We start from the raw sequence: 18,068 nt of genomic DNA, 5'->3' as shown, positions 1-18,068 counted from the left end.
CGGTATTCCAGCCGCTGCAGGCCCTGCACGAGGATGGGAACGATGTTGCGCGTGGCAACCGCGCCGACGATGCCGCACATGGTGATGTCCTCCCTGGTTGTCGATCGCTGCGATGGTACGCAGGGTGACGAGACATTTGGAGTCGAATTCGTGACGATTTTGATGAATAATTTCACCAAACTTGATTGTCAAAATATTATTTCTAGATATTCACACATATGGAATTTGACGAAATAGACTGGCGACTGCTCGATCTGCTGCAAATCGATGCCGGCGTCAGCAACCAGGCGCTGGCCGAGCGCGCCGGCGTCTCGGCGCCGACCGCGCTGCGCCGCGTGCGCCGCCTGCGCGAAGCGGGGTTGATCCGGCGCACGGTGGCACTGCTCGACGAGGATCGGCTGGCCGCCATCCAGGGACATGGCCTGACGGCGCTGGCCGAGGTCGCGCTGGACCGCCAGGGCGCCGAGCACCTGGATGCCTTCGAGCGTCGCGCGGTGCAGGACGCGGCCGTGCGCCAGTGCTGGCGCGTGGCGCCGGGGCCCGACTTCATGCTGGTGCTGCGTGTGCGTGACATGCCGGCCTACCAGCAACTGGCCGAGCGCCTGTTCACCCAGGACGCCAACGTGCGCAACGTGCGCGTGTTCTTTGCCACGCGCTGCGCCCGCTTCGATCCCGGCTTGCCGCTGGACCTGCCCGCGCGCCGGGCGCCGCCGCCCTGACGCAGCGGCCCGGAGGCGCGCGGCCGGCCGACGCGGCTGCAATGCGGCCTTTCTTTGTCGTTGGGACGTCATTTGTTCGGGTTTTCCGGGACTCCGGAGTGCTCAAATCCAGATGCCACGCAGCCGCACCTGCGCTACACTATCGACCCGACGCCCCATCCTCCCGCCAGGGAGCCACCAGGACGACGAGAGGACCGCCGCTTGCCCACTGCTGCGCCCACCGAGCGCGAATCCATCCTGAGCTGCGAGCATGTCAGTCGCTGGTTTGGCGGCGTGCATGCGGTGGCCGACGTGTCGCTCGACATCCGCAAGGGCCAGATCTACGGCCTGGTCGGTCCCAACGGCTCGGGCAAGACCACGCTGGTCAATGCCATCACCGGCTTCTACCCGCCGCAGAAGGGCAGCATCCGCTTCGAGGGCCAACCGCTCACGGGCGTGCGCCCGGACCGCATCGCGCTGCGCGGCATCGCGCGCACCTTCCAGAACGTGGCCCTGTTCAAGGGCATGAGCGTGCTCGACAACATCCTGCTCGGGCGCCACATCTTCATGCGCCCGAGCGCGCTGGCATCCCTGTTTTACTGGTGGTGGGCCGAGCGCGAGGAGATCGCGCACCGCCTGAAGGTCGAGGAGATCATCGACCTGCTGCAGCTCGAGAGCGTGCGCGACGAGCCGGTGGAGGTGATCCCGCTGGGCCTGCAGAAGCGCGTCGAGCTGGCGCGCGCGCTGGCCGCCGAGCCGCGCATGCTGATCCTGGACGAACCCATGGCCGGCATGAACCAGGAGGAGAAGGAATACATCGTCCGCTTCATCCTCGACGCCAAGGAAGCGCTCGACCTGACGATCCTGCTGATCGAGCACCACATGGACGTCATCACCGGCATCTGCGACCGCGCGCTGGTGCTCAACAACGGCCGCATGCTGGCCGAGGGGCCGGTGCTGGAAGCGGTGAACCACCCCGACGTGATCGCCGCCTACATCGGAGGGGCGCCCGATGATGACTGACGCACCCCCCATGTCGCTGCGCTCCACGTGCTCGCCGCCAGAGGCGGCGCCTCCTCGGCCCGTCCGGACCTGCGCTGGCAGGTCTGGAGCCGCGGGCCTCAGCCCCCTGGAAGGGGGACGCACCCAGTGTCCGGGGGAACACCGGTCACGGGTGCCTGCGCCTGGCCTGCTCCGCGGCCACTGGAACAGAGCTCTCGCGTGCGCCGTGGATGGCGCACTGCATCAGGGATGACCGAGATGCAGAAGGCTGCAGCGCACGACGAAGGCGACCACCTGATCGCCGTGTTGGCGGCCAACGCGCGCGCGCACGGCAGCGAGGTGGCGATGCGCGAGCGCGACCGCGGCATCTGGCAGGAGATCACCTGGCAGGCCTACCTCGACCAGGTGCTGGCGGCGGCCGCCGGCCTCGAGGCGCTGGGCGTAGCGCCCGGCGACAAGGTGCTGGTGGTGGGCGACAACCGGCCGGCGCTGTACTTCGCGATGCTCGGCGCGATCGCGCTGCGCGCCGTGCCCTCGCCCGCCTATTCCGATTTCACGCCCGAGCAGCTGCTGGGCCAGATCCAGCGCGAGGGCGTGCGCTTTGCCATTGCCGAGGACCAGGAGCAGGTCGACAAGCTGCTCGGCCTGGCGGATCGCTACGACGGCCTGCAGAGCATCGTCTACGACGACCCGCGCGGCCTGGAGGGCAGCGCGCCCGCCCATGTGCTGGCCTTCACCGACCTAGTGCAACGCGGCGCCGAACGCCTGCGCCGCGAGCCCGGCCTGCAGGACGATCTGCTGGCGCGTCCGCGCGCCAGCGACGACGCCGTGCTGCTGCACTCCTCGGGCACCACCGGCGCGCCCAAGGGGATCCCGCTGAAGCACCGCCACGTGCTGTTCGCCGTGCGCAGCGCGGCCCAGGCCGGCTACTTCGGCGAGGGCGAGACGCACATGGCCTACATGCCGATTGCCTGGGTCGGCGACTTCATCTTCACCATCGCGGCGGCGCTGGCGCTGCGCTTCTCGGCCAACATCCCGGAGAAGCAGGAGACGGTGCAGCGCGACCTGCGCGAAATCGCGCCCACGGTCTACTTCACCTCGCCACGCGCCTGGTCGACCATGCTGACGCGGGTGCAGGTCGGCATTGCCGAGTCGACGCGCCTGAAGCGCTGGCTGTACGAGCGCTTCATGCCGTTTGCCGTGGAGCTCGAACGTCGCCACCTGGCGGGCCAGGAGCCCAGCGCCGGCCAGCGCCTGTGGCGCGCCATCGGCGAGCTGCTGATCTACGGGCCCATCCGCGACCAGCTCGGCCTGGCGCGCGCACGCCACGCCTACACGGCCGGCGAGGCGATCGGCGAGGAGATCTTCCTGTTCTTCCGCGCGCTCGGCCTGCCGCTGCGCCAGTTCTACGGCCAGACCGAGAACTCGGCCCTGTGCGCGGCGCAGGACGTGGGCACCGTCAAGCTGCACACGGTCGGCAAGCCCTTCCCCGGCATGGAGCTGCGCATCAGCGAGAGCGGCGAGATCCTGGTGCGCGGCGGCAACGTGTTCGAGGGCTACTTCAACGACCCCGCTGCCACGGCCGAGGCGCTGCAGGACGGCTGGCTGCACACTGGCGACGCCGGCCACCTGGAGGACGACGGCCAGCTCGTGGTGCTGGGGCGCGTCTCGGAGCTGGTGCACACGCGCGGCGGCGAGCGCTACATCCCCACCTTCATCGAGAACCAGCTCAAGTTCAGCCCCCACATCAAGGACGTCTGCGTGCTCGGCGACGGACGCGACTGGCTGGCCGCGCTGGTGGCGATCGACTGGGAGGCAGTGGGCCACTGGGCGCAGGAGCGCGGCATCGCCTACACCTCGTTTGCCGACCTGTCGCAGCAGCCGCTGGTGTACGACCTGATCGAGGGCCTGATGCGTGCCGTCAACGCCAAGCTGCCCGAGGCCACGCGCATCCACCGCTTCGTCAACCTGCACAAGGAGTTCGACCCCGACGACGGCGAGGTCACGCGCACGCGCAAGCTCCGCCGCGGCGTCATCGACGAGCACTACAAGGACATCATCGACGCCATCTACGCTGGCCAGGCCTCGGTCGAGTCGGTGGCGCAGATCACCTACGAGACCGGCGAGTCGGGCGTGCTGCGGCGCGAACTGGCGATTCGCGACGTCGGTGCAGCCACGGGGGCCGCCGCATGAGCTATTTCCTCGAACTGCTGATCAACGGCGCCCTCACCGGACTGATGTACAGCCTGGTCGCGCTGGGGGTGGTGCTGATCTACAAGTCCTCGGGCGTGCTCAACTTCGCCGCCGGAGCGATGGTGATGATCGGCGGCTACGTGGTGTGGCTGCTGGGCTCCTGGGGCCTGCCGATCTACGGTGCGATCGCATTGGCGCTGGTCGTGATGTTCGGTTTCGGCTGGCTCACCGAGCGCGTGCTGCTGCGCACCATGGTGGGCCAGCCGATCATCATGATCGTGATGCTGACGCTGGGGCTGGACGTGTTCCTGCGCGGCCTCGGCCCGGGCTTCCTCGGCACCGAGCCGAAGCACCTGGATCTGGGCATCGGCATGGCGCCCCTGATCATGGGCGACATCCTCACCAACCGCACCTACGTCATCGGCGGCGTGGTGGCGCTGCTGCTGATCGCGCTGGCCCTGCTGTTCTTCCGCACGCGCCTGGGTACCAAGCTGCGCGCGGTATCGGACGACCACGTCTCGAGCTGGTCGGTCGGCATCTCGGTCGAACACGCCGTCGCCATCTCCTGGGGCCTGGCCGGCCTGTGCGCGGTCGCCGGCGGCACCATGTGGGGGGCGGTGCAGGGGGTGGACTGGTCGCTCACCGCGCTGCTGTTCCCGGCCGTCGCAGTGGTCATCCTGGGTGGCATCGACTCGATTGTCGGCGCCCTGCTCGGCGGCCTGGTGGTGGGCATCCTCGGCAGCGTGATCCCGGGCTACGTCGACTCGCTGGTCGGCGGCAGCACGCGCGACGTCGTCACCTCGCTGGTGATCCTGCTCACCATCCTGATCCGGCCGCACGGCATGTTCGGGCGCGAAGACATCGAGAGGATTTGATGACGCACTCCCCCATGCCGCTGCGCTCCTTCCCCCCAAAGGGGGACGCACGAGGCCCAGCAGAGCGGGGCGACTGGCTTGCTCCGCAGCCATCGGATTTGCGCTGTTTCAGGCGTCGCGGGTGATGCGGCGCACGATGGAGAAGTGAAGCGATGTTTTATCGGTTGTCCGGGGTCTATCACACGCGCTACGCACAGACGCGCCAGCTCTGGCCGATCCCGGCCGACCGCTGGCAGGTCGCCCTGCTGCTGGCGCTGGCGCTGGCCGCGCCCTTCTACATGTCCGAGCTCTACCTGTCGAGCTACATGCTGCCCTGGCTGGTGTTCAGCGCCGCCACGCTGGCCCTCACCCTGCTGATGGGCCTGGCCGGGCAGCTGCACTTCGGCTTTGCCGCGGTGATGGCAATCGGTGCCTACACCAGCATCCACCTGACCAAGGCGGGCGTGCCTTTCGAGCTCGCGCTGCTGGCTGCCGGCCTGATGGCGGCGCTGATCGGTTGCCTGTTCGGCGCCTCGGCACTGCGCGTCAAGGGCCTGTACCTGGTGATGGCGACGCTCGCCATGCAGTTCCTGGTCGACTGGGTGATCGTCAACGTCAGCGCCATCTCGGGCGGCGCGGTGGCGACGCTGCAAACGCCCAAGGTGAACTTCCTGTTCATCGCGCTGGACACGCTCACCGCGCGCTACTACCTGGCGCTGCTGTGGACCGCGGTCGTCACGCTGCTCATCCTCAACATCAAGCGCACCAGCTACGGTCGCGCGCTGGTGGCGGTGCGCGACAAGGACTTCGCCGCCGCGGTGATCGGCGTCAACATCTTCAAGTACAAGCTGCTCGCCTTCTTCACCAGCAGCTTTCTGGGCGGCGTCTCGGGCGCCATCCTGGCGTTCTGCTACTACCAGGCGGTGACGCCCTCGCAGTTCAACTTCGACGTCACCATCCAGCTCGTGGCCATGGCGCTGGTCGGCGGCCTGGGCAGCGTGGTCGGCGGCTTCCTCGGCGCGGGCTTCGTGCTGCTGGCGCCCATCGTGCTGCTCAACCTGATCGCGGCCATGGTCGACGCCGGCTGGCTCAACCTGTCGACCTCGCTGATGGCGCACATCCCTCTGATGCTCTACGGCGCGATGATCATCGGCTTCCTCCTGTTCGAGCCGCTGGGCCTGGCCAAGATCTACGACAACATGCGCAAATACTTCCTCGTCTGGCCGTTTCGCCACACGCAGAGCTGAATCTGGAAATTTTCACCACGACAACCACAGCAAGGAGACCACCGCCATGAAGCACACCCGTCGCACCCTCGTTCGCACCACCCTGGCTGCCGCCGCCCTGGCCGCGGCCGGCCTTGCCGGCCCGCTGGCACACGCGCAGAACAAGGAGCCCATCCAGTTCGCCACGCTGCTGGACTTCACCCGCGTCTACACCTTTCTGACCGACGAATACAGCCAGGGCCAGCAGGACTACATCAAGCTGGTCAATCTTGAGGGCGGCATCGACGGCCACCCGATCAAGATGATCGTCAAGGACCACGCCAGCTACCCCGAGCGCGGCATCGCGCTGTACAACGAGGCCAAGGCCGCAGGCGCCCTGTTCTTCGACTTCCTGAGCACGCCGGTGGCCAACGCGCTGATGCCGCGCGTGGACGAGGACAAGCTGCCGATGATCGCGTTTGCCCACGGCCGCGCCGACGCCGCCGACGGCCAGGCCTTCCCCTACGTGTTCCCGTCGGCCGCCATCTACCGCTCGCAGGCGGCGCTGCTGCTCAAGTACATCGACGAGAACGAAGGCGGGCTCAAGGACAAGAAGATCGCCTTCGTGCACATCGACTCGCCGTTCGGCAAAGAGCCCATCGAGCTGCTCAACCGCGTGGCGCAGACCAAGGGCTTCGAGGTCAAGCTCTTCCCCTACCCGGTGCCCGGCACCGAGCAGGCGGCCACCTGGTCGGACGTGCGGCGCTTTCGCCCCAACAAGGTCATCATCTGGGGCGCCGGCCCGGGCCAGGGCGTGTCGATCCGCGGCGCGGTCAGCAACGGCATTCCGGCCAAGGACATCCACTCGGTCATCTGGCTGTCCGAGAGCGACATGGAGTCGTTCAAGGGCAACGAGGTCGTCGGCGTCAAGCGCTTCACCGCGGTGAACACCGGCACCGGCTCGCCCATCCTGCAGCGCATCGTCAAGCAGGTCGTCGAGCCGGGCAACGGCACCGGCGACAAGAAGCGCGTGGGCTGGAGCGGCTACAACATCGGCGTGGCCAGCATGGCCATTCCGGTCGAGGCGGCGCGTCTGGCGCTGAAGAACTTCGGCGAGCCGCTCACGGGCGAGAAGCTCAAGAAGGGCTTCGAGCTGCTCAAGGACTTCGACGCCGAAGGCCTGATGCCCAAGCTCACGATCACCGCGAAGGACCACCAGGGCGGCGGCTGGGGCCGGGTGTCGGAATGGGACGGCAAGCAGTGGGCGCCCAAGAGCGACTGGCAGCACGCCTACCAGGACGTGGTCTGGGACCTGATCCGCGAAGACGAAGCCAAGGCGCAGAAGAAATGAGCTTTCTGAGCCTCAACAATGTCGAGGTGGCCTACGACAAGGTCTTCCTCGCCATCAAGGGCGTGTCGCTCACCGTCGAGGAGGGCTCGATGGTGGCCCTGCTCGGCGCCAACGGCGCCGGCAAGTCTACGACGCTCAAGACCATCAGCGGGCTGCTGGCGCCCGAGCGCGGCGAGGTGCGCCGCGGCCAGGTGCTGTTTCGCGGCCAGGACATCGGGCAGCTCGCGCCGCCCGAGCGCGTGCGCATGGGCCTGGTGCACGTGATGGAGGGCCGGCGCATCTTCGAGCACCTGACGCCCGACGACAACCTGCTGGCCGCCTACCCGGGGCGCAGCGCCAAGAGCAGTTTCAGCCAGCTGCGCGAGCAGGCCTACGCCTACTTCCCGCGCCTGGCCGAGCGCTCCAAAAGCAAGGCCGGCTATCTGTCGGGCGGCGAGCAGCAGATGCTGGCGATCGCGCGCGCCCTGATCACCGAACCGCGCCTGATCATGCTCGACGAGCCGTCGCTGGGCCTGGCGCCGGTGCTGGTCAAGGAGATCTTCACGATCATCCGCGAGATCAACCGCAAGCACGGCGTCAGTGTGCTGCTGGTCGAGCAGAACGCCCGCGCCGCGCTGGACGTGGCCGACCACGCCTACCTGATCGAAAACGGCAACATCGTGATGAGCGGCACCACCGAAGAGCTCAAACGCAACCCCGACATCCAGGAGTTCTACCTGGGTGGCGGCGAGCGCGTGGACTATCACAACGTCAAGCACTATCGCCGGCGCAAACGCTGGCTGGCATAGCTCCTGCCTCTTGCTCCCTCTCCTCCTGGGAGAGGTCAGGGGCGAGTGTCCCCGGCGGCGCGTGAACGAACGCGGCGCGCCCGCTCACCAGACGCCGCGCGCCTGCACCGACACCACCGCCTCGACTTCGCCCGCGGCCAGGCCGCCGCGCACGGCGACAAGGTGGGCGTGCAGGTTCACCGTCGGGTCGCAGTGCCCCGGAATCAGCCACACCGTGTCACCCAGCGCCGGCAGGCCAGGCGCATCCCCGCTCGCCGCCACGGGACGCAGGATGGTGTGTTCGTCGCCGCCGCCCTCCGTCGCCAGCGCCGGCTGGCCGGCCAGGGCGTGCACCGTGGGCAGGCCGCTGTCCACGGCACAGGCCTTCAGGCCCGCGTCGCACACCGCATGCTGCGCCGACACGCTGATCACCTGCGACTTGACGAACAGTGCCGGCTCGAATGCAGGCTGCATCGGATCGCGTTCGTTGCGCTGGTAGTCGCCGTCCATGAACAGGAAGCTGCCCGGCTGCAACTCGCCCCACAGCCCGCTGGCGGCCTCGTTGCCGAAGGTGCCGGTACCGCCTCCGGTGATGAGCGATGGTGCGAGGCCGGCGGCCTGCAGCAGCTCGCGCGTCGCGCGCAGCGCGTCCGCCGCGCGCGCGATCGCCGCCTGGCGCTCGGCCACGCTGCGCAGGTGCTGGGCCGCGCCGTGGTAGGCGTGCAGGCCGGCATAGCGCAGGCTGGTGGAGCGGGCTGCGAGTTGTCGCACCAGTTCCAGCACAGGGGCCCCGGGCGGCACGCCGCAGCGGCCCTGGCCGATATCGACTTCGACGAAGACGTCGATCACCGCCCGCGTGAGCTGCATGGCCTGCGCCAGGCGCTCGATGCCCTCGGCGCTGTCGACCGCGATGGCCAGCTGCCCGCCGCGCAGCTTGAGCTGGTGCGCCAGCGCCGCCACCCGGCGCAGCTTGGCCACCGACACCACCTCGTTGCTGATGAACAGGTCGTTGATGCCACCGGCGGCCAGCGCCTCGGCCTCGGCCACGGTCTGCGTGCACAGGCCGACGGCGCCTGCCTGCAGCTGCATGCGCGCGAATTCGACGCTCTTGTGCATCTTGGCGTGCGGGCGCAGGCGCACGCCGTGCCGGGTCGCGAACCCGGTCATGCGCTGCAGGTTGCGGTTCACGGCGTCGAGGTCGACCACCAGCGCCGGGGTGTCGATGGCGTCCACGCCCTGGCCGACCAGGGCGTGCAGGCGCGAAATGCGGAGATCAGGCAAGGGTTTCATCCAGCGCGTGCTGTACGAGGTGAAGCGTGTCGGCCCAGCCCACCAGGGCGAAGCCGCCGTCGGGCGTCCACAGCAGGCGGTTGATGGCCGCATTGCCGAGCTGCCAGGTGCGCGCGTCCTGCAAGCCCAGGCCGGTGGCGGCGCGGTACAGCACGTCGAGCGCCCCGCCGTGGGTGAACACGGCGATGTGCCGATCCAGGTGCCGCGCCGCCAGCGCCTGCACGGCCGGCACGATGCGGTCCCGAAACTGCTGCAGCGATTCGCCGCCGCCCGGCGGCGCCCAGTCGGGGTCGCGGCGGCGCCAGCGCTCGGCCTGCGCCGGCTGCTCGGCGCGCACGTCGACGAAGCGACGACCCTGGTAGAGCCCGAAATGGCGCTCGCGCAGCGCCGGCGTGGGCTGCAACGGCGCGCCGATGGCCTCGGCGCAGGGACGCGCCGTCTCCAGCGCGCGCGCCAGGTCGCTGCTGAACACGGCGTCGATCGGATCGGCCGCGGCCAGCGCCGCGGCCAGGCAGCGCGCCTGGCGCCGGCCGGCGGCGTTGAGCGCGATGTCCTCATGGCCCTGGACGCGGGCATCCCGGTTCCAGTCGGTCTCGCCATGGCGCACGAGCAGGATGCGGGTGGCTTGCATGGGCGCGATCATGCCACGCGCGACCAGCACCCGGCAGCGGTCGCCCGCGCGACGCACGTGGCGCCGCGAAACCGTTTAGGCTCGGGCCAGCACCGGCCTGGTGGCCGGCCCGAGCATCCCCCCGCCCTCCCCATGACATCCCCCCTCGTGCGTGCCGCAGCCCCCCGGGCGCTGGGCGCCTGGGCCACGTTGCTGGTCCTCTCCACCGGCTTCCTGATGAGCCAGGCGTTTCGCACCATCGCCGCCATCATGGCGCCGCCGCTGCAGTCCGAGCTGGCGCTGAGCGCGCAGCAGCTCGGCGTGTTCGCCGCCGCCTACCACTTCGCCTTCGGCGGGCTGCAGCTCCTGATGGGCATCGGCATCGACCTGCATGGCGTGCGCCGCACCATCCTGGTGGTGTCGCCGCTGATGGTGCTGGGCTCCGCCCTGTCCGCGCTGGCCACCGGCTTTCCGATGCTGGTGGCCGGACAGGTGCTGATCGGCATCGGCTGCGCGCCGGCCTTCCTGGTCTGCACCGTGCACATCGCGCGCCATTTCGCGCCACAGCGCTACGCCGCCGTCTCCAGCATCATCCTGGCCTTCGGCAGCATCGGCATGCTGCTCACCGGCACGCCGCTGGCCTGGCTGATCGAAGCCAGTTCCTGGCGCATGGGGTTCTGGGTGCTGGGCGGCTGCGCGCTGCTGTCCTGGGGGGCGATCGCCCTGTGGTTTCGCGAGCCGCCCCTGCCCGCCGCGCCGCGCCGCGAGTCGCTGGGCGAGGCGGTGCGCACCTTCGGCGCGCTGTTTCGACTGCCGCACACGGCCGGCATCATCGCGCTCGGGCTGGTGGTCTATGCCTCCTTCATGGCGCTGCGCGGTCTCTGGCTGGGCCCGGCCATGATGCAACGCTACGCCTGGAGCCTGGTGGATGCCGGCAACCTGGCAATCGTGCTGACCCTGGTCATGGTGGTGAGCCTGCCGGTGTTCGGCCGCGCCGACCCCGGGCCGGGGCGGCGCCGTACCTGGCTCACCGGCTTCACGCTGGCGGTGGCCGCGATCTTCGCCCTGCTCGCGCTCGGCCTGGGCGCCGGTTTCGACATCGCCCTGATGCTGCTGCTGGGGGCGGTCTCCGGCTATGGGGCGCTGCAATACCCGGACGTCAAGGACGCCTACGAGCCGGCCGTGATCGGCCGCGCGCTGGCACTGTTCACCATGGCCATGTTCATGGGCGTGGCGCTGATGCAGTGGGCCACCGGCGCCATCGCGCAGCTGGCGCAGGCGCGCGGGCTGGATCCGTTCGGCCCGGTGTTCGGCAGCATCGCCGTGCTGCTGGCCATCGGCGCACTGGCGTTCCGCTGGTTGCCGCAGCCGCCGTCAAATGACAAGTGACCCTGGAAACGGCAGTTGACCGCTTGCAGCCTTCTCCAAGCCCGCATGGCCATGGACGTTGGCAGCTTCCCTCCCGTTCACCACACATGGGTGAGCACGCTACACGCCCGCCAGCACCACTCTCGCCTCGCCTGCCATGCCGATAGCGGCGCTGGCGGACGCGTCCAACTGCCGTTTCCAGGCTGACGGGTTCGTCATCGGCGCGTAGCGAAGTCATCCGTCATTTCTCATCGGCCGCTGGAGCGGCCTGTGCCGGCGCCGGGCTGATCGGCACGTCGATCCGGCGCGGGCCGGCGGGCGGGTCGGGATAGCCCTCCAGCGCAGCCACGAACAGTGCCGCCAGCACCGCGTCGGTGTTGTGCCAGGTACCGTCGTGGCGCGCCCGGCTGTCGTAGACGATCTGACCGGTCTGCAGGTCGCGCATCAGCACATGGGCTTCGGTGACGTATGCGGGGAACGTCGGATCCCAGAGCGGCCCGCCCCAGCCCAGGCCGATGCCACCGCCGCGCCAGCCGTAGCCGAGCCCGAGCGCGAGGCGCGGGTTGCTCCAGCCGCCATACGGCCCCCAGTCGCTCACCCAGTAGGCCTGCACCGTGCCGGCGACCTGGACCGCCAGCCGCGGCTGGGCGTCATCACGCACCAGCCCGGCCCGCGCGAGTGCCGTCTCGGCCAGCGCCTGCACGCGCGCCACCGGTGGCTGGCCGGCGCCCTGCGGGGCCGGCTCGAAACGATAGTGGGCACCCACCAGCACCGACGCACCGGGGGCCTGGGCCGCCACCGTGCGCACGTCGGACGCGACAATGCGCGGACCACTCGCGCACGCCGTGAGCAGGCTGGCCAGCAGAACCAGGGTGATCCGGATCATCCACATGCTTGTACCTCGTCAGGAAGACGCGCTGCGCCGCACGCTGAACGGTGTCGGGAAATGATCCTCGTCAAACGCCTTGTCGCCCAGCACGTCGGCCACGCCCGTGGGTTTGAGGTTGCGGAAATCGTGCAAGGTTCCGTCCATCAGGTGCGAAGGCACGACGTTCTGCAGGGCCGTGAACATCGTCTCGATGCGTCCCGGATGGCGCCGTTGCCAATCACGCAGCATCTCGCCCACCTGCTTGCGCTGCAGGTTTTCCTGGCTGCCGCACAGGTTGCACGGGATGATCGGGAACGCACGGTGCTCGGCCCAGGCGACGAGATCGCGCTCGTCGACGTAGGCGAGCGGGCGAATCACGATGAACTCGCCGTTGTCGCTGGTCAGCTTGGCCGGCATGCCCTTCAGCTTGCCGCCGAAGAACAGGTTCAGGAAGAAGGTCTGCAGGATGTCGTCGCGGTGATGGCCGAGCGCGATCTTGTTGCAGCCCAGTTCGCGCGCGACCCGGTACAGGATGCCGCGGCGCAGCCGCGAGCACAGGCTGCAGGTGGTCTTGCCCTCGGGAATCTTGGCCTTGACGATGCTGTAGGTGTCCTGCGTCTCGATGTGGAACTCGACGCCGAGCTCCTGCAGGTAGTTGGGCAGCACCTCGGCCGGAAAGCCCGGCTGCTTCTGGTCCAGGTTCACCGCCACCAGCTCGAAGCGCACCGGGGCGCGCGCCTGCAGCTTCAGCAGGATGTCGAGCAGGGCGTAGCTGTCCTTGCCGCCCGACAGGCACACCATGACGCGGTCGCCGGCCTCGACCATGTTGTAGTCACCGATCGCCTGCCCCATCTGCCGGCACAGGCGCTTTTCCAGCTTCAGCATTTCGCGCTCGTCGCGCGTGCGGCCGGCACGGCCATGCGCCCCTTGAGCGGGCACGTCGTGGAGGGTCTGCAAGTCGGAAACGGCGAGGTTCATGGCGCAAATTGTCCCAGAAGCCAGTGCGCGCGGCATTCGTGCATGATCACGCCATGCCCCTGCCGCCGCTTGTGCTGTCGCTCCAGTTCTCCCGTCTCGACGACGCCGACGTGCACCGCGCCGCACTCGTCCGGCATCGCGTGCAGCGCTGGCTGCGCCATGCCCTGGACGTGGGCGTCGCGTCGGCCGAGATCACGGTGCGCGTGGTCGGTGCCGAAGAAGGCCGCGCCCTGAACCGCGACTACCGCCGCAAGGACTACGCCACCAACGTGCTCACCTTCGATTACAGCGGCGCACCCCACGTCATGGCCGACCTGGTGCTGTGCGCGCCCGTGGTGGCACGCGAGGCGGCCGAACAGCACAAGCCGCTGGACCAGCACTACGCGCACCTGCTGGTGCACGGTGCCCTGCACGCCCAGGGCTGGGACCACGAGACCAGCGCGGCCGAAGCCGAGGCCATGGAGGCGCGCGAGACCGCCATCCTGGCGCAGCTCGGCTTTCCGGATCCCTATGCCGCCACCGGATCGGACGCTTGAGCCACGGCGGCGCGCCGCGTTGATGCTGCGCGGATCAGCCGGCCGGCACGATGCGCAGCGGGATGGTCACCGGCCCGTCGTTCACCAGCGCCACCTGCATGTCGGCGCCGAACCGCCCCGTCGCCACCTGCGGATGGGCCTGGCGCGCCTGCGCGACGAAGTGATCGTAGAGCCGCTGCCCCGTGGCAGGCTCGGCGGCAGCGGAAAAGCTCGGCCGGTTGCCACCCGAGGTGTCGGCCGCGAGCGTGAATTGGCTGATGATCAGCAGGCCGCCCCCGACGTCCTGCACGCTGTGGTTCATCTTGCCGGCCGCATCGCTGAAGATGCGCAGCTTGAGCAGCTTGGCCAGCAGCCGGTCGGCCTCCATCTCGCCATCGCCGCGCTCGGCGCACAGCAGGACCAGCAGGCCGGGGCCGATCGCACCCACGGTCTCGCCCCCCACCCGCACGCTGGCCTCGGAGACACGCTGGATCAGGGCTTGCATGAGACAGGAAACGGGATCAGTCGACCGCATCCTGCGCGGCCGCTTCATCGAGCTCGGTCGAAATCGGCTCGACACCATCGGGCAGCATCTGGATGCTCGCCCGCAGGCCCGGAACCACCGCCAGCAGCGCCTGCTCGACCTCCTCGCGCAGCGCGTCGGCGCGCCCCAGGGTCCAGCTTGGCGGCAGGTGCATGTGCAGGCTGACGAAGCGCCGCTGCCCCGCCTTGCGCGTGCGCACGTGGTCGAACAGCACCACATGGTGCTCGCCGCGGCGCACGGCGAAGCGCGCCAGCACGGCTTCGATCTGCCCCTGCACCTCGGGCTCGGCAGCCGCGTCCAGCAGGCCCTGCGAGGAGCGTCGCAGCAGACGCACCCCTTCCAGCACGATGTTCAGCGCCACGCCGATGGCCACCAGGGGGTCCAGCCACAGCCAGCCGGTGAAGTCGACCAGCACCAGGCCGACGACCACACCGACCGAAGTCCAGACGTCGGTCAGCAGGTGGCGCGCGTCGGCCTCCAGCGCAATCGAGCGGTGGCGGCGCGAGACGCGCAGCATGACCCAGGCCAGCACGCCGTTCAGCGCCGAGCTGAACACCGCCAGGGCCAGGCCCCAGCCCACCTGCACCAGCGGTTGCGGCGCCCAGAAGCGCGGCAGCGTGGCCCAGACGATGGCCACGGCCGCACCGATGATCAGCACGCCCTCGAAGCCGGAGGAGAAATATTCGGCCTTGTGGTAGCCAAACGGGTGGTCCTCGTCGGCGGGCCGCGTCGCCACCGTCACCATCAGCAGGCCGAAGGTGGCGGCCGCGAGGTTGACGAAGGACTCCATCGCGTCCGACAGCAGGCCGACCGAGCCGGTGACCCACCAGGCCGCGGTCTTCAGCGCAATCGTCAACAGGGCCACGGCGATCGAGACCGCCATCAGACGCCGCGGCGTCATCCAGACGCCGTACCGTTCGGTGGCCATCGGTTCAGGCGAACGCACGGGCCATCGGAGCGGACCGCCGGCAACGCACCCCGACGCCCGGATGCGTCATGCCAGGGTCACCCGCGCGAACTTGCGCTTGCCCACCTGCACCACGTAGCGGCCAGCCCCCAGCTTCAGGCCCTTGTCACTGATCACGCTCGAATCGACACGCACGCCGCCGCCCTCGATCAGGCGGTTGGCCTCGCTGGTCGACGGCGCCAGCCCCGAATGCTTGAGCACCAGGCCGATGCCCAGCGGCGCGCCGGTGAGCTGCACGTCGGGAATCTCGTCCGGCACGCCGCCACGGCTGCGGTTGGCGAAGTCCCGCTCGGCCGCATCGGCCGCGGCGGCGCTGTGAAAGCGCGTGGTGATCTCGCGCGCCAGCAGCACCTTGGCGTCCCTGGGGTTGCGCCCGGCGGCCACCTCGGCCTGCAGCTGCTCGATCTCGGCCAGCGAGCGGAACGACAGCAGGGTGTACCAGCGCCACATCAGCTCGTCGCTGATCGACAGCACCTTGGCGAACATGGTGTTGGCGTCCTCGGTGATGCCGACGTAGTTGCCCTTGCTCTTGGACATCTTCTCCACGCCGTCCAGGCCCTCGAGCAGCGGCATGGTCAGGATGCACTGGGGCTCCTGGCCGTACTCCTGTTGCAGGTGCCGTCCGACCAGCAGGTTGAACTTCTGGTCGGTGCCGCCCAGCTCCAGGTCGGCCTTGAGCGCCACCGAGTCGTAACCCTGCATCAGCGGATACAGGAACTCGTGGATGGAGATCGGCTGGCCAGCCTTGAAGCGCTTGCTGAAGTCGTCGCGCTCCATCATGCGTGCCACGGTGTACTTGGCGGCCAGCTGGATCATGCCGCGCGCCCCCAGGGGATCGCTCCACTCCGAGTTGTAACGGATTTCGGTCCGCTGCTCGTCCAGCACGCGCATGGCCTGGGCGTAGTAGGTCTCGGCGTTGACACGGATCTGCTCCGCCGTGAGCGGCGGGCGCGTGGTGTTGCGCCCAGAAGGGTCTCCGATCAGGCTGGTGAAGTCGCCGATCAGGAAGATCACCTGGTGCCCGAGGTCCTGCAACTGGCGCATCTTGTTGAGCACCACGGTGTGGCCCAGGTGGATATCGGGCGCCGTCGGATCCAGGCCGAGCTTGATGCGCAGCGGCTGGCCCGTGGCCTCCGACTTCTTCAGCTTGGCCAGCCAGTCGCCTTGCGGCAGCAACTCGTCGACACCGCGCAGGCTGATCGCCATGGCTGCGCGTACCGCGTCCGAGGCAGCTTCAATTGTTACTTTTGTATCAAAATTCATCTGGATTGGCTTGTCCAACGAGTTTCGGGTCGATATACTCCCCGCTGGCCCTGGATTCTAGAGGCCAACGCACGTCAAGAGCGACTTGCCCAGCAGCCCGCAGGCGACCGGGGCTGGCTGGTCATCCGAATTCCGAAAGCCCCCGCGCGTGAAGCAAGAGCTGATTTCTTCCGGTCTGGCCGTTGCCGACTTCATTCATCGTCACCCCAAGCGCATCACGGCGGTGCTCGCCGCGTTCCTGCTGAGCGGCGCGGGTGGCGCCTTCGCGGTGGCATCGCTCGCGCCCACGGCACCGACCCAGCCCTTGCGCCTGCTGACCGAATCGGTGCTGCCGCAGGCTCTGGACGCCCAGTTGCAGCAGCTGGATGCGCATGCCTTCACGCTCTACCGCAGCGACCGCACGCATGCCTCCGATTCACCCGAAGGCCTGCTCAAGCGCCTGGGCGTGGCCGACCCCGAGGCCGCCGCCTTCCTGCGGCGCAACCAGACGGCCTGGGACGCGCTGTTCGGGCGCACCAGCACCGGGCGCATGGTCACCGTCGAAGCCGACGACCGGCAAGGCCTGCAGCGGCTGCGCACCCAGTGGGCCGACGGGGACTCGAACAGCCGCTTCAAGCGCCTGGTGGTTGAGAAGAACGGCGCCGACTTCAGCGCGCGCGTCGAGACCGCACCGCTGGTGGCCACCCAGCGCCTGGCCAGCGGCGTGATCCGCACCAGCCTGTTTGCCGCCACCGACGAATCGAACGTGCCCGACAGCGTGGCGCGCCAGTTCGTCGACATCTTCGAGTCCAGCGTCGACTTCCGCCGCGGCATGCACCGCGGCGACCGTTTCTCCATCGTCTACGAGAGCCTGGAGGCCGACGGCGAACCGCTGCGCACGGGGCGCATCCTGAGTGCCGAGCTGGTGAACCGCGGCAAGACGCACGAAGCCCTGTGGTACCAGGAGTCCGCGAGCAGCAAGGGGAGCTATTACAGCTTCGACGGCCAGAGCCTGCGCAAGGCCTACCTGATCGCGCCATTGGCATTCACGCGCATGACCAGCGCCTTCGGCATGCGCAGTCATCCGGTTTATGGCGGTCGGCGCGGCCACGCCGGGATCGACTACGGTGCGCCCAAGGGCACGCCGGTGCGCACCGTGGGTGACGGCGTGGTCGAATTCGCCGGCGTGCAGAACGGCTACGGCAACGTGATCTACATCAAGCACGGCAACAAGCAGGACACAACGGTCTATGGCCACCTGTCCCGCATCGACGTGAAGACCGGCCAGGCCGTGGAACAGGGCGACAAGATCGGCGAGGTGGGCGCCACCGGCCTCGCCACCGGACCGCACCTGCACTTCGAGTTCCGCATCAACGGCGAGCCCCAGAACCCGGCCGCGGTGCTGGCCGAGCAGCGCGAGCGGGCTCCGATCGCCGTGCACGGTCGCGCCGACTTCGCGCAACTGGCAACCGCCATGAGGCTGCAGCTGGAGGCCGCAGCGCAAAGCGTGGCGGACGCCTCCACCTTCGAATGATGTGCGAGCGAACCCCATGAAAAAGGCGCCGCGGGCGCCTTTTTCATGGGCGCCCGCTACGCGGCGCCGGTGGGTCTCGCGG

17 protein-coding genes are annotated in these 18,068 nt (G+C 69.0%); 10 read left to right on the top strand and 7 right to left on the bottom strand.

Features of this window, described 5'->3' with window-relative positions; all coding sequences use genetic code 11:
• Positions 1 to 218: 218 nt before the first annotated feature.
• The 7 genes from PKA16_RS01715 to PKA16_RS01685 all read left to right on the top strand — a co-directional run bounded on the left by PKA16_RS01715 (position 219) and on the right by PKA16_RS01685 (position 8,091).
• Entirely contained in the window at positions 219 to 719 is a 501-nt protein-coding gene (locus tag PKA16_RS01715; protein ID WP_324399761.1) for an Lrp/AsnC family transcriptional regulator, read from the top strand.
• Between the two features lie 201 nt (positions 720 to 920).
• Positions 921 to 1,721, top strand: a complete 801-nt coding sequence (locus PKA16_RS01710) for an ABC transporter ATP-binding protein (RefSeq protein WP_324399759.1) — start codon at positions 921 to 923, stop codon at positions 1,719 to 1,721.
• Positions 1,722 to 1,958: 237 nt separating this feature from the next.
• Positions 1,959 to 3,893 (top strand): AMP-binding protein, encoded by a 1,935-nt coding sequence (locus PKA16_RS01705; RefSeq protein ID WP_324399757.1) that lies wholly within the window; start codon positions 1,959 to 1,961, stop codon positions 3,891 to 3,893.
• The gene (locus tag PKA16_RS01700) at positions 3,890 to 4,768 is read left to right on the top strand and encodes a branched-chain amino acid ABC transporter permease (RefSeq protein WP_324399755.1); all 879 of its coding nucleotides are present in this window, start codon (positions 3,890 to 3,892) and stop codon (positions 4,766 to 4,768) included. Before PKA16_RS01705 ends, PKA16_RS01700 begins: the two co-directional genes overlap by 4 nt.
• 152 nt (positions 4,769 to 4,920) lie before the next feature.
• Positions 4,921 to 5,994: a branched-chain amino acid ABC transporter permease gene (locus tag PKA16_RS01695; RefSeq protein ID WP_324399753.1), complete on the top strand. Its 1,074-nt coding sequence runs from the start codon at positions 4,921 to 4,923 to the stop codon at positions 5,992 to 5,994.
• A gap of 46 nt (positions 5,995 to 6,040) precedes the next feature.
• Positions 6,041 to 7,303 (top strand): ABC transporter substrate-binding protein, encoded by a 1,263-nt coding sequence (locus PKA16_RS01690; RefSeq protein WP_103045390.1) that lies wholly within the window; start codon positions 6,041 to 6,043, stop codon positions 7,301 to 7,303.
• The gene (locus PKA16_RS01685) at positions 7,300 to 8,091 is read left to right on the top strand and encodes an ABC transporter ATP-binding protein (RefSeq protein WP_324399750.1); all 792 of its coding nucleotides are present in this window, start codon (positions 7,300 to 7,302) and stop codon (positions 8,089 to 8,091) included. Before PKA16_RS01690 ends, PKA16_RS01685 begins: the two co-directional genes overlap by 4 nt.
• Positions 8,092 to 8,175: 84 nt before the next feature.
• Here the strand turns inward: PKA16_RS01685 and PKA16_RS01680 are convergent, their stop codons facing one another.
• Both PKA16_RS01680 and PKA16_RS01675 read right to left on the bottom strand, forming a co-directional pair.
• Positions 8,176 to 9,360, bottom strand: a complete 1,185-nt coding sequence (locus PKA16_RS01680; RefSeq protein ID WP_324399748.1) for a DSD1 family PLP-dependent enzyme — start codon at positions 9,358 to 9,360, stop codon at positions 8,176 to 8,178.
• Positions 9,344 to 9,991 (bottom strand): histidine phosphatase family protein, encoded by a 648-nt coding sequence (locus PKA16_RS01675; RefSeq protein WP_324399745.1) that lies wholly within the window; start codon positions 9,989 to 9,991, stop codon positions 9,344 to 9,346. Before PKA16_RS01675 ends, PKA16_RS01680 begins: the two co-directional genes overlap by 17 nt.
• 132 nt (positions 9,992 to 10,123) lie before the next feature.
• Here PKA16_RS01675 and PKA16_RS01670 point away from each other — a divergent pair, with 132 nt between their 5' ends.
• On the top strand, positions 10,124 to 11,359 hold the full coding sequence (locus PKA16_RS01670; protein WP_324399744.1) for an MFS transporter: 1,236 nt from the start codon (positions 10,124 to 10,126) through the stop codon (positions 11,357 to 11,359).
• 220 nt (positions 11,360 to 11,579) lie between these two features.
• Here the strand turns inward: PKA16_RS01670 and PKA16_RS01665 are convergent, their stop codons facing one another.
• On the bottom strand, positions 11,580 to 12,224 hold the full coding sequence (locus tag PKA16_RS01665) for a DUF4136 domain-containing protein (RefSeq protein WP_324399742.1): 645 nt from the start codon (positions 12,222 to 12,224) through the stop codon (positions 11,580 to 11,582).
• Between the two features lie 18 nt (positions 12,225 to 12,242).
• Positions 12,243 to 13,184 (bottom strand): tRNA 2-thiocytidine(32) synthetase TtcA, encoded by a 942-nt coding sequence (ttcA, locus tag PKA16_RS01660; protein WP_324399739.1) that lies wholly within the window; start codon positions 13,182 to 13,184, stop codon positions 12,243 to 12,245.
• 53 nt (positions 13,185 to 13,237) lie between these two features.
• On the opposite strand from ttcA, the gene ybeY reads away from it, so the two are divergent.
• Positions 13,238 to 13,720, top strand: a complete 483-nt coding sequence (ybeY, locus tag PKA16_RS01655; RefSeq protein ID WP_324399737.1) for an rRNA maturation RNase YbeY — start codon at positions 13,238 to 13,240, stop codon at positions 13,718 to 13,720.
• Between the two features lie 34 nt (positions 13,721 to 13,754).
• On the opposite strand, the gene dtd is transcribed toward ybeY, so the two are convergent.
• The 3 genes from dtd to tyrS form a co-directional block, all read right to left on the bottom strand.
• Positions 13,755 to 14,204 carry a D-aminoacyl-tRNA deacylase gene (gene dtd / locus PKA16_RS01650; RefSeq protein WP_324399735.1) on the bottom strand — a complete coding sequence of 150 codons (450 nt, stop codon included), beginning with the start codon at positions 14,202 to 14,204 and terminating at the stop codon, positions 13,755 to 13,757.
• A 16-nt stretch (positions 14,205 to 14,220) separates the two neighbouring features.
• Positions 14,221 to 15,171, bottom strand: a complete 951-nt coding sequence (locus tag PKA16_RS01645; RefSeq protein WP_324399733.1) for a cation diffusion facilitator family transporter — start codon at positions 15,169 to 15,171, stop codon at positions 14,221 to 14,223.
• Positions 15,172 to 15,237: 66 nt separating this feature from the next.
• Entirely contained in the window at positions 15,238 to 16,473 is a 1,236-nt protein-coding gene (tyrS, locus tag PKA16_RS01640) for a tyrosine--tRNA ligase (RefSeq protein WP_324399731.1), read from the bottom strand.
• 148 nt (positions 16,474 to 16,621) lie between these two features.
• Here tyrS and PKA16_RS01635 point away from each other — a divergent pair, with 148 nt between their 5' ends.
• A complete protein-coding gene (locus PKA16_RS01635) occupies positions 16,622 to 17,986 on the top strand; it encodes a M23 family metallopeptidase (protein WP_324399729.1) in 1,365 nt (454 codons plus the stop codon).
• Positions 17,987 to 18,068: the final 82 nt, after the last annotated feature.

It is taken from the genome of Ottowia sp., from assembly GCF_035325765.1.
Taxonomy (GTDB): Bacteria; Pseudomonadota; Gammaproteobacteria; order Burkholderiales; family Burkholderiaceae_C; genus Ottowia.
Note: the sequence above shows the minus strand (reverse complement) of the source record. Positions and strands in the feature narration are given on the sequence as shown.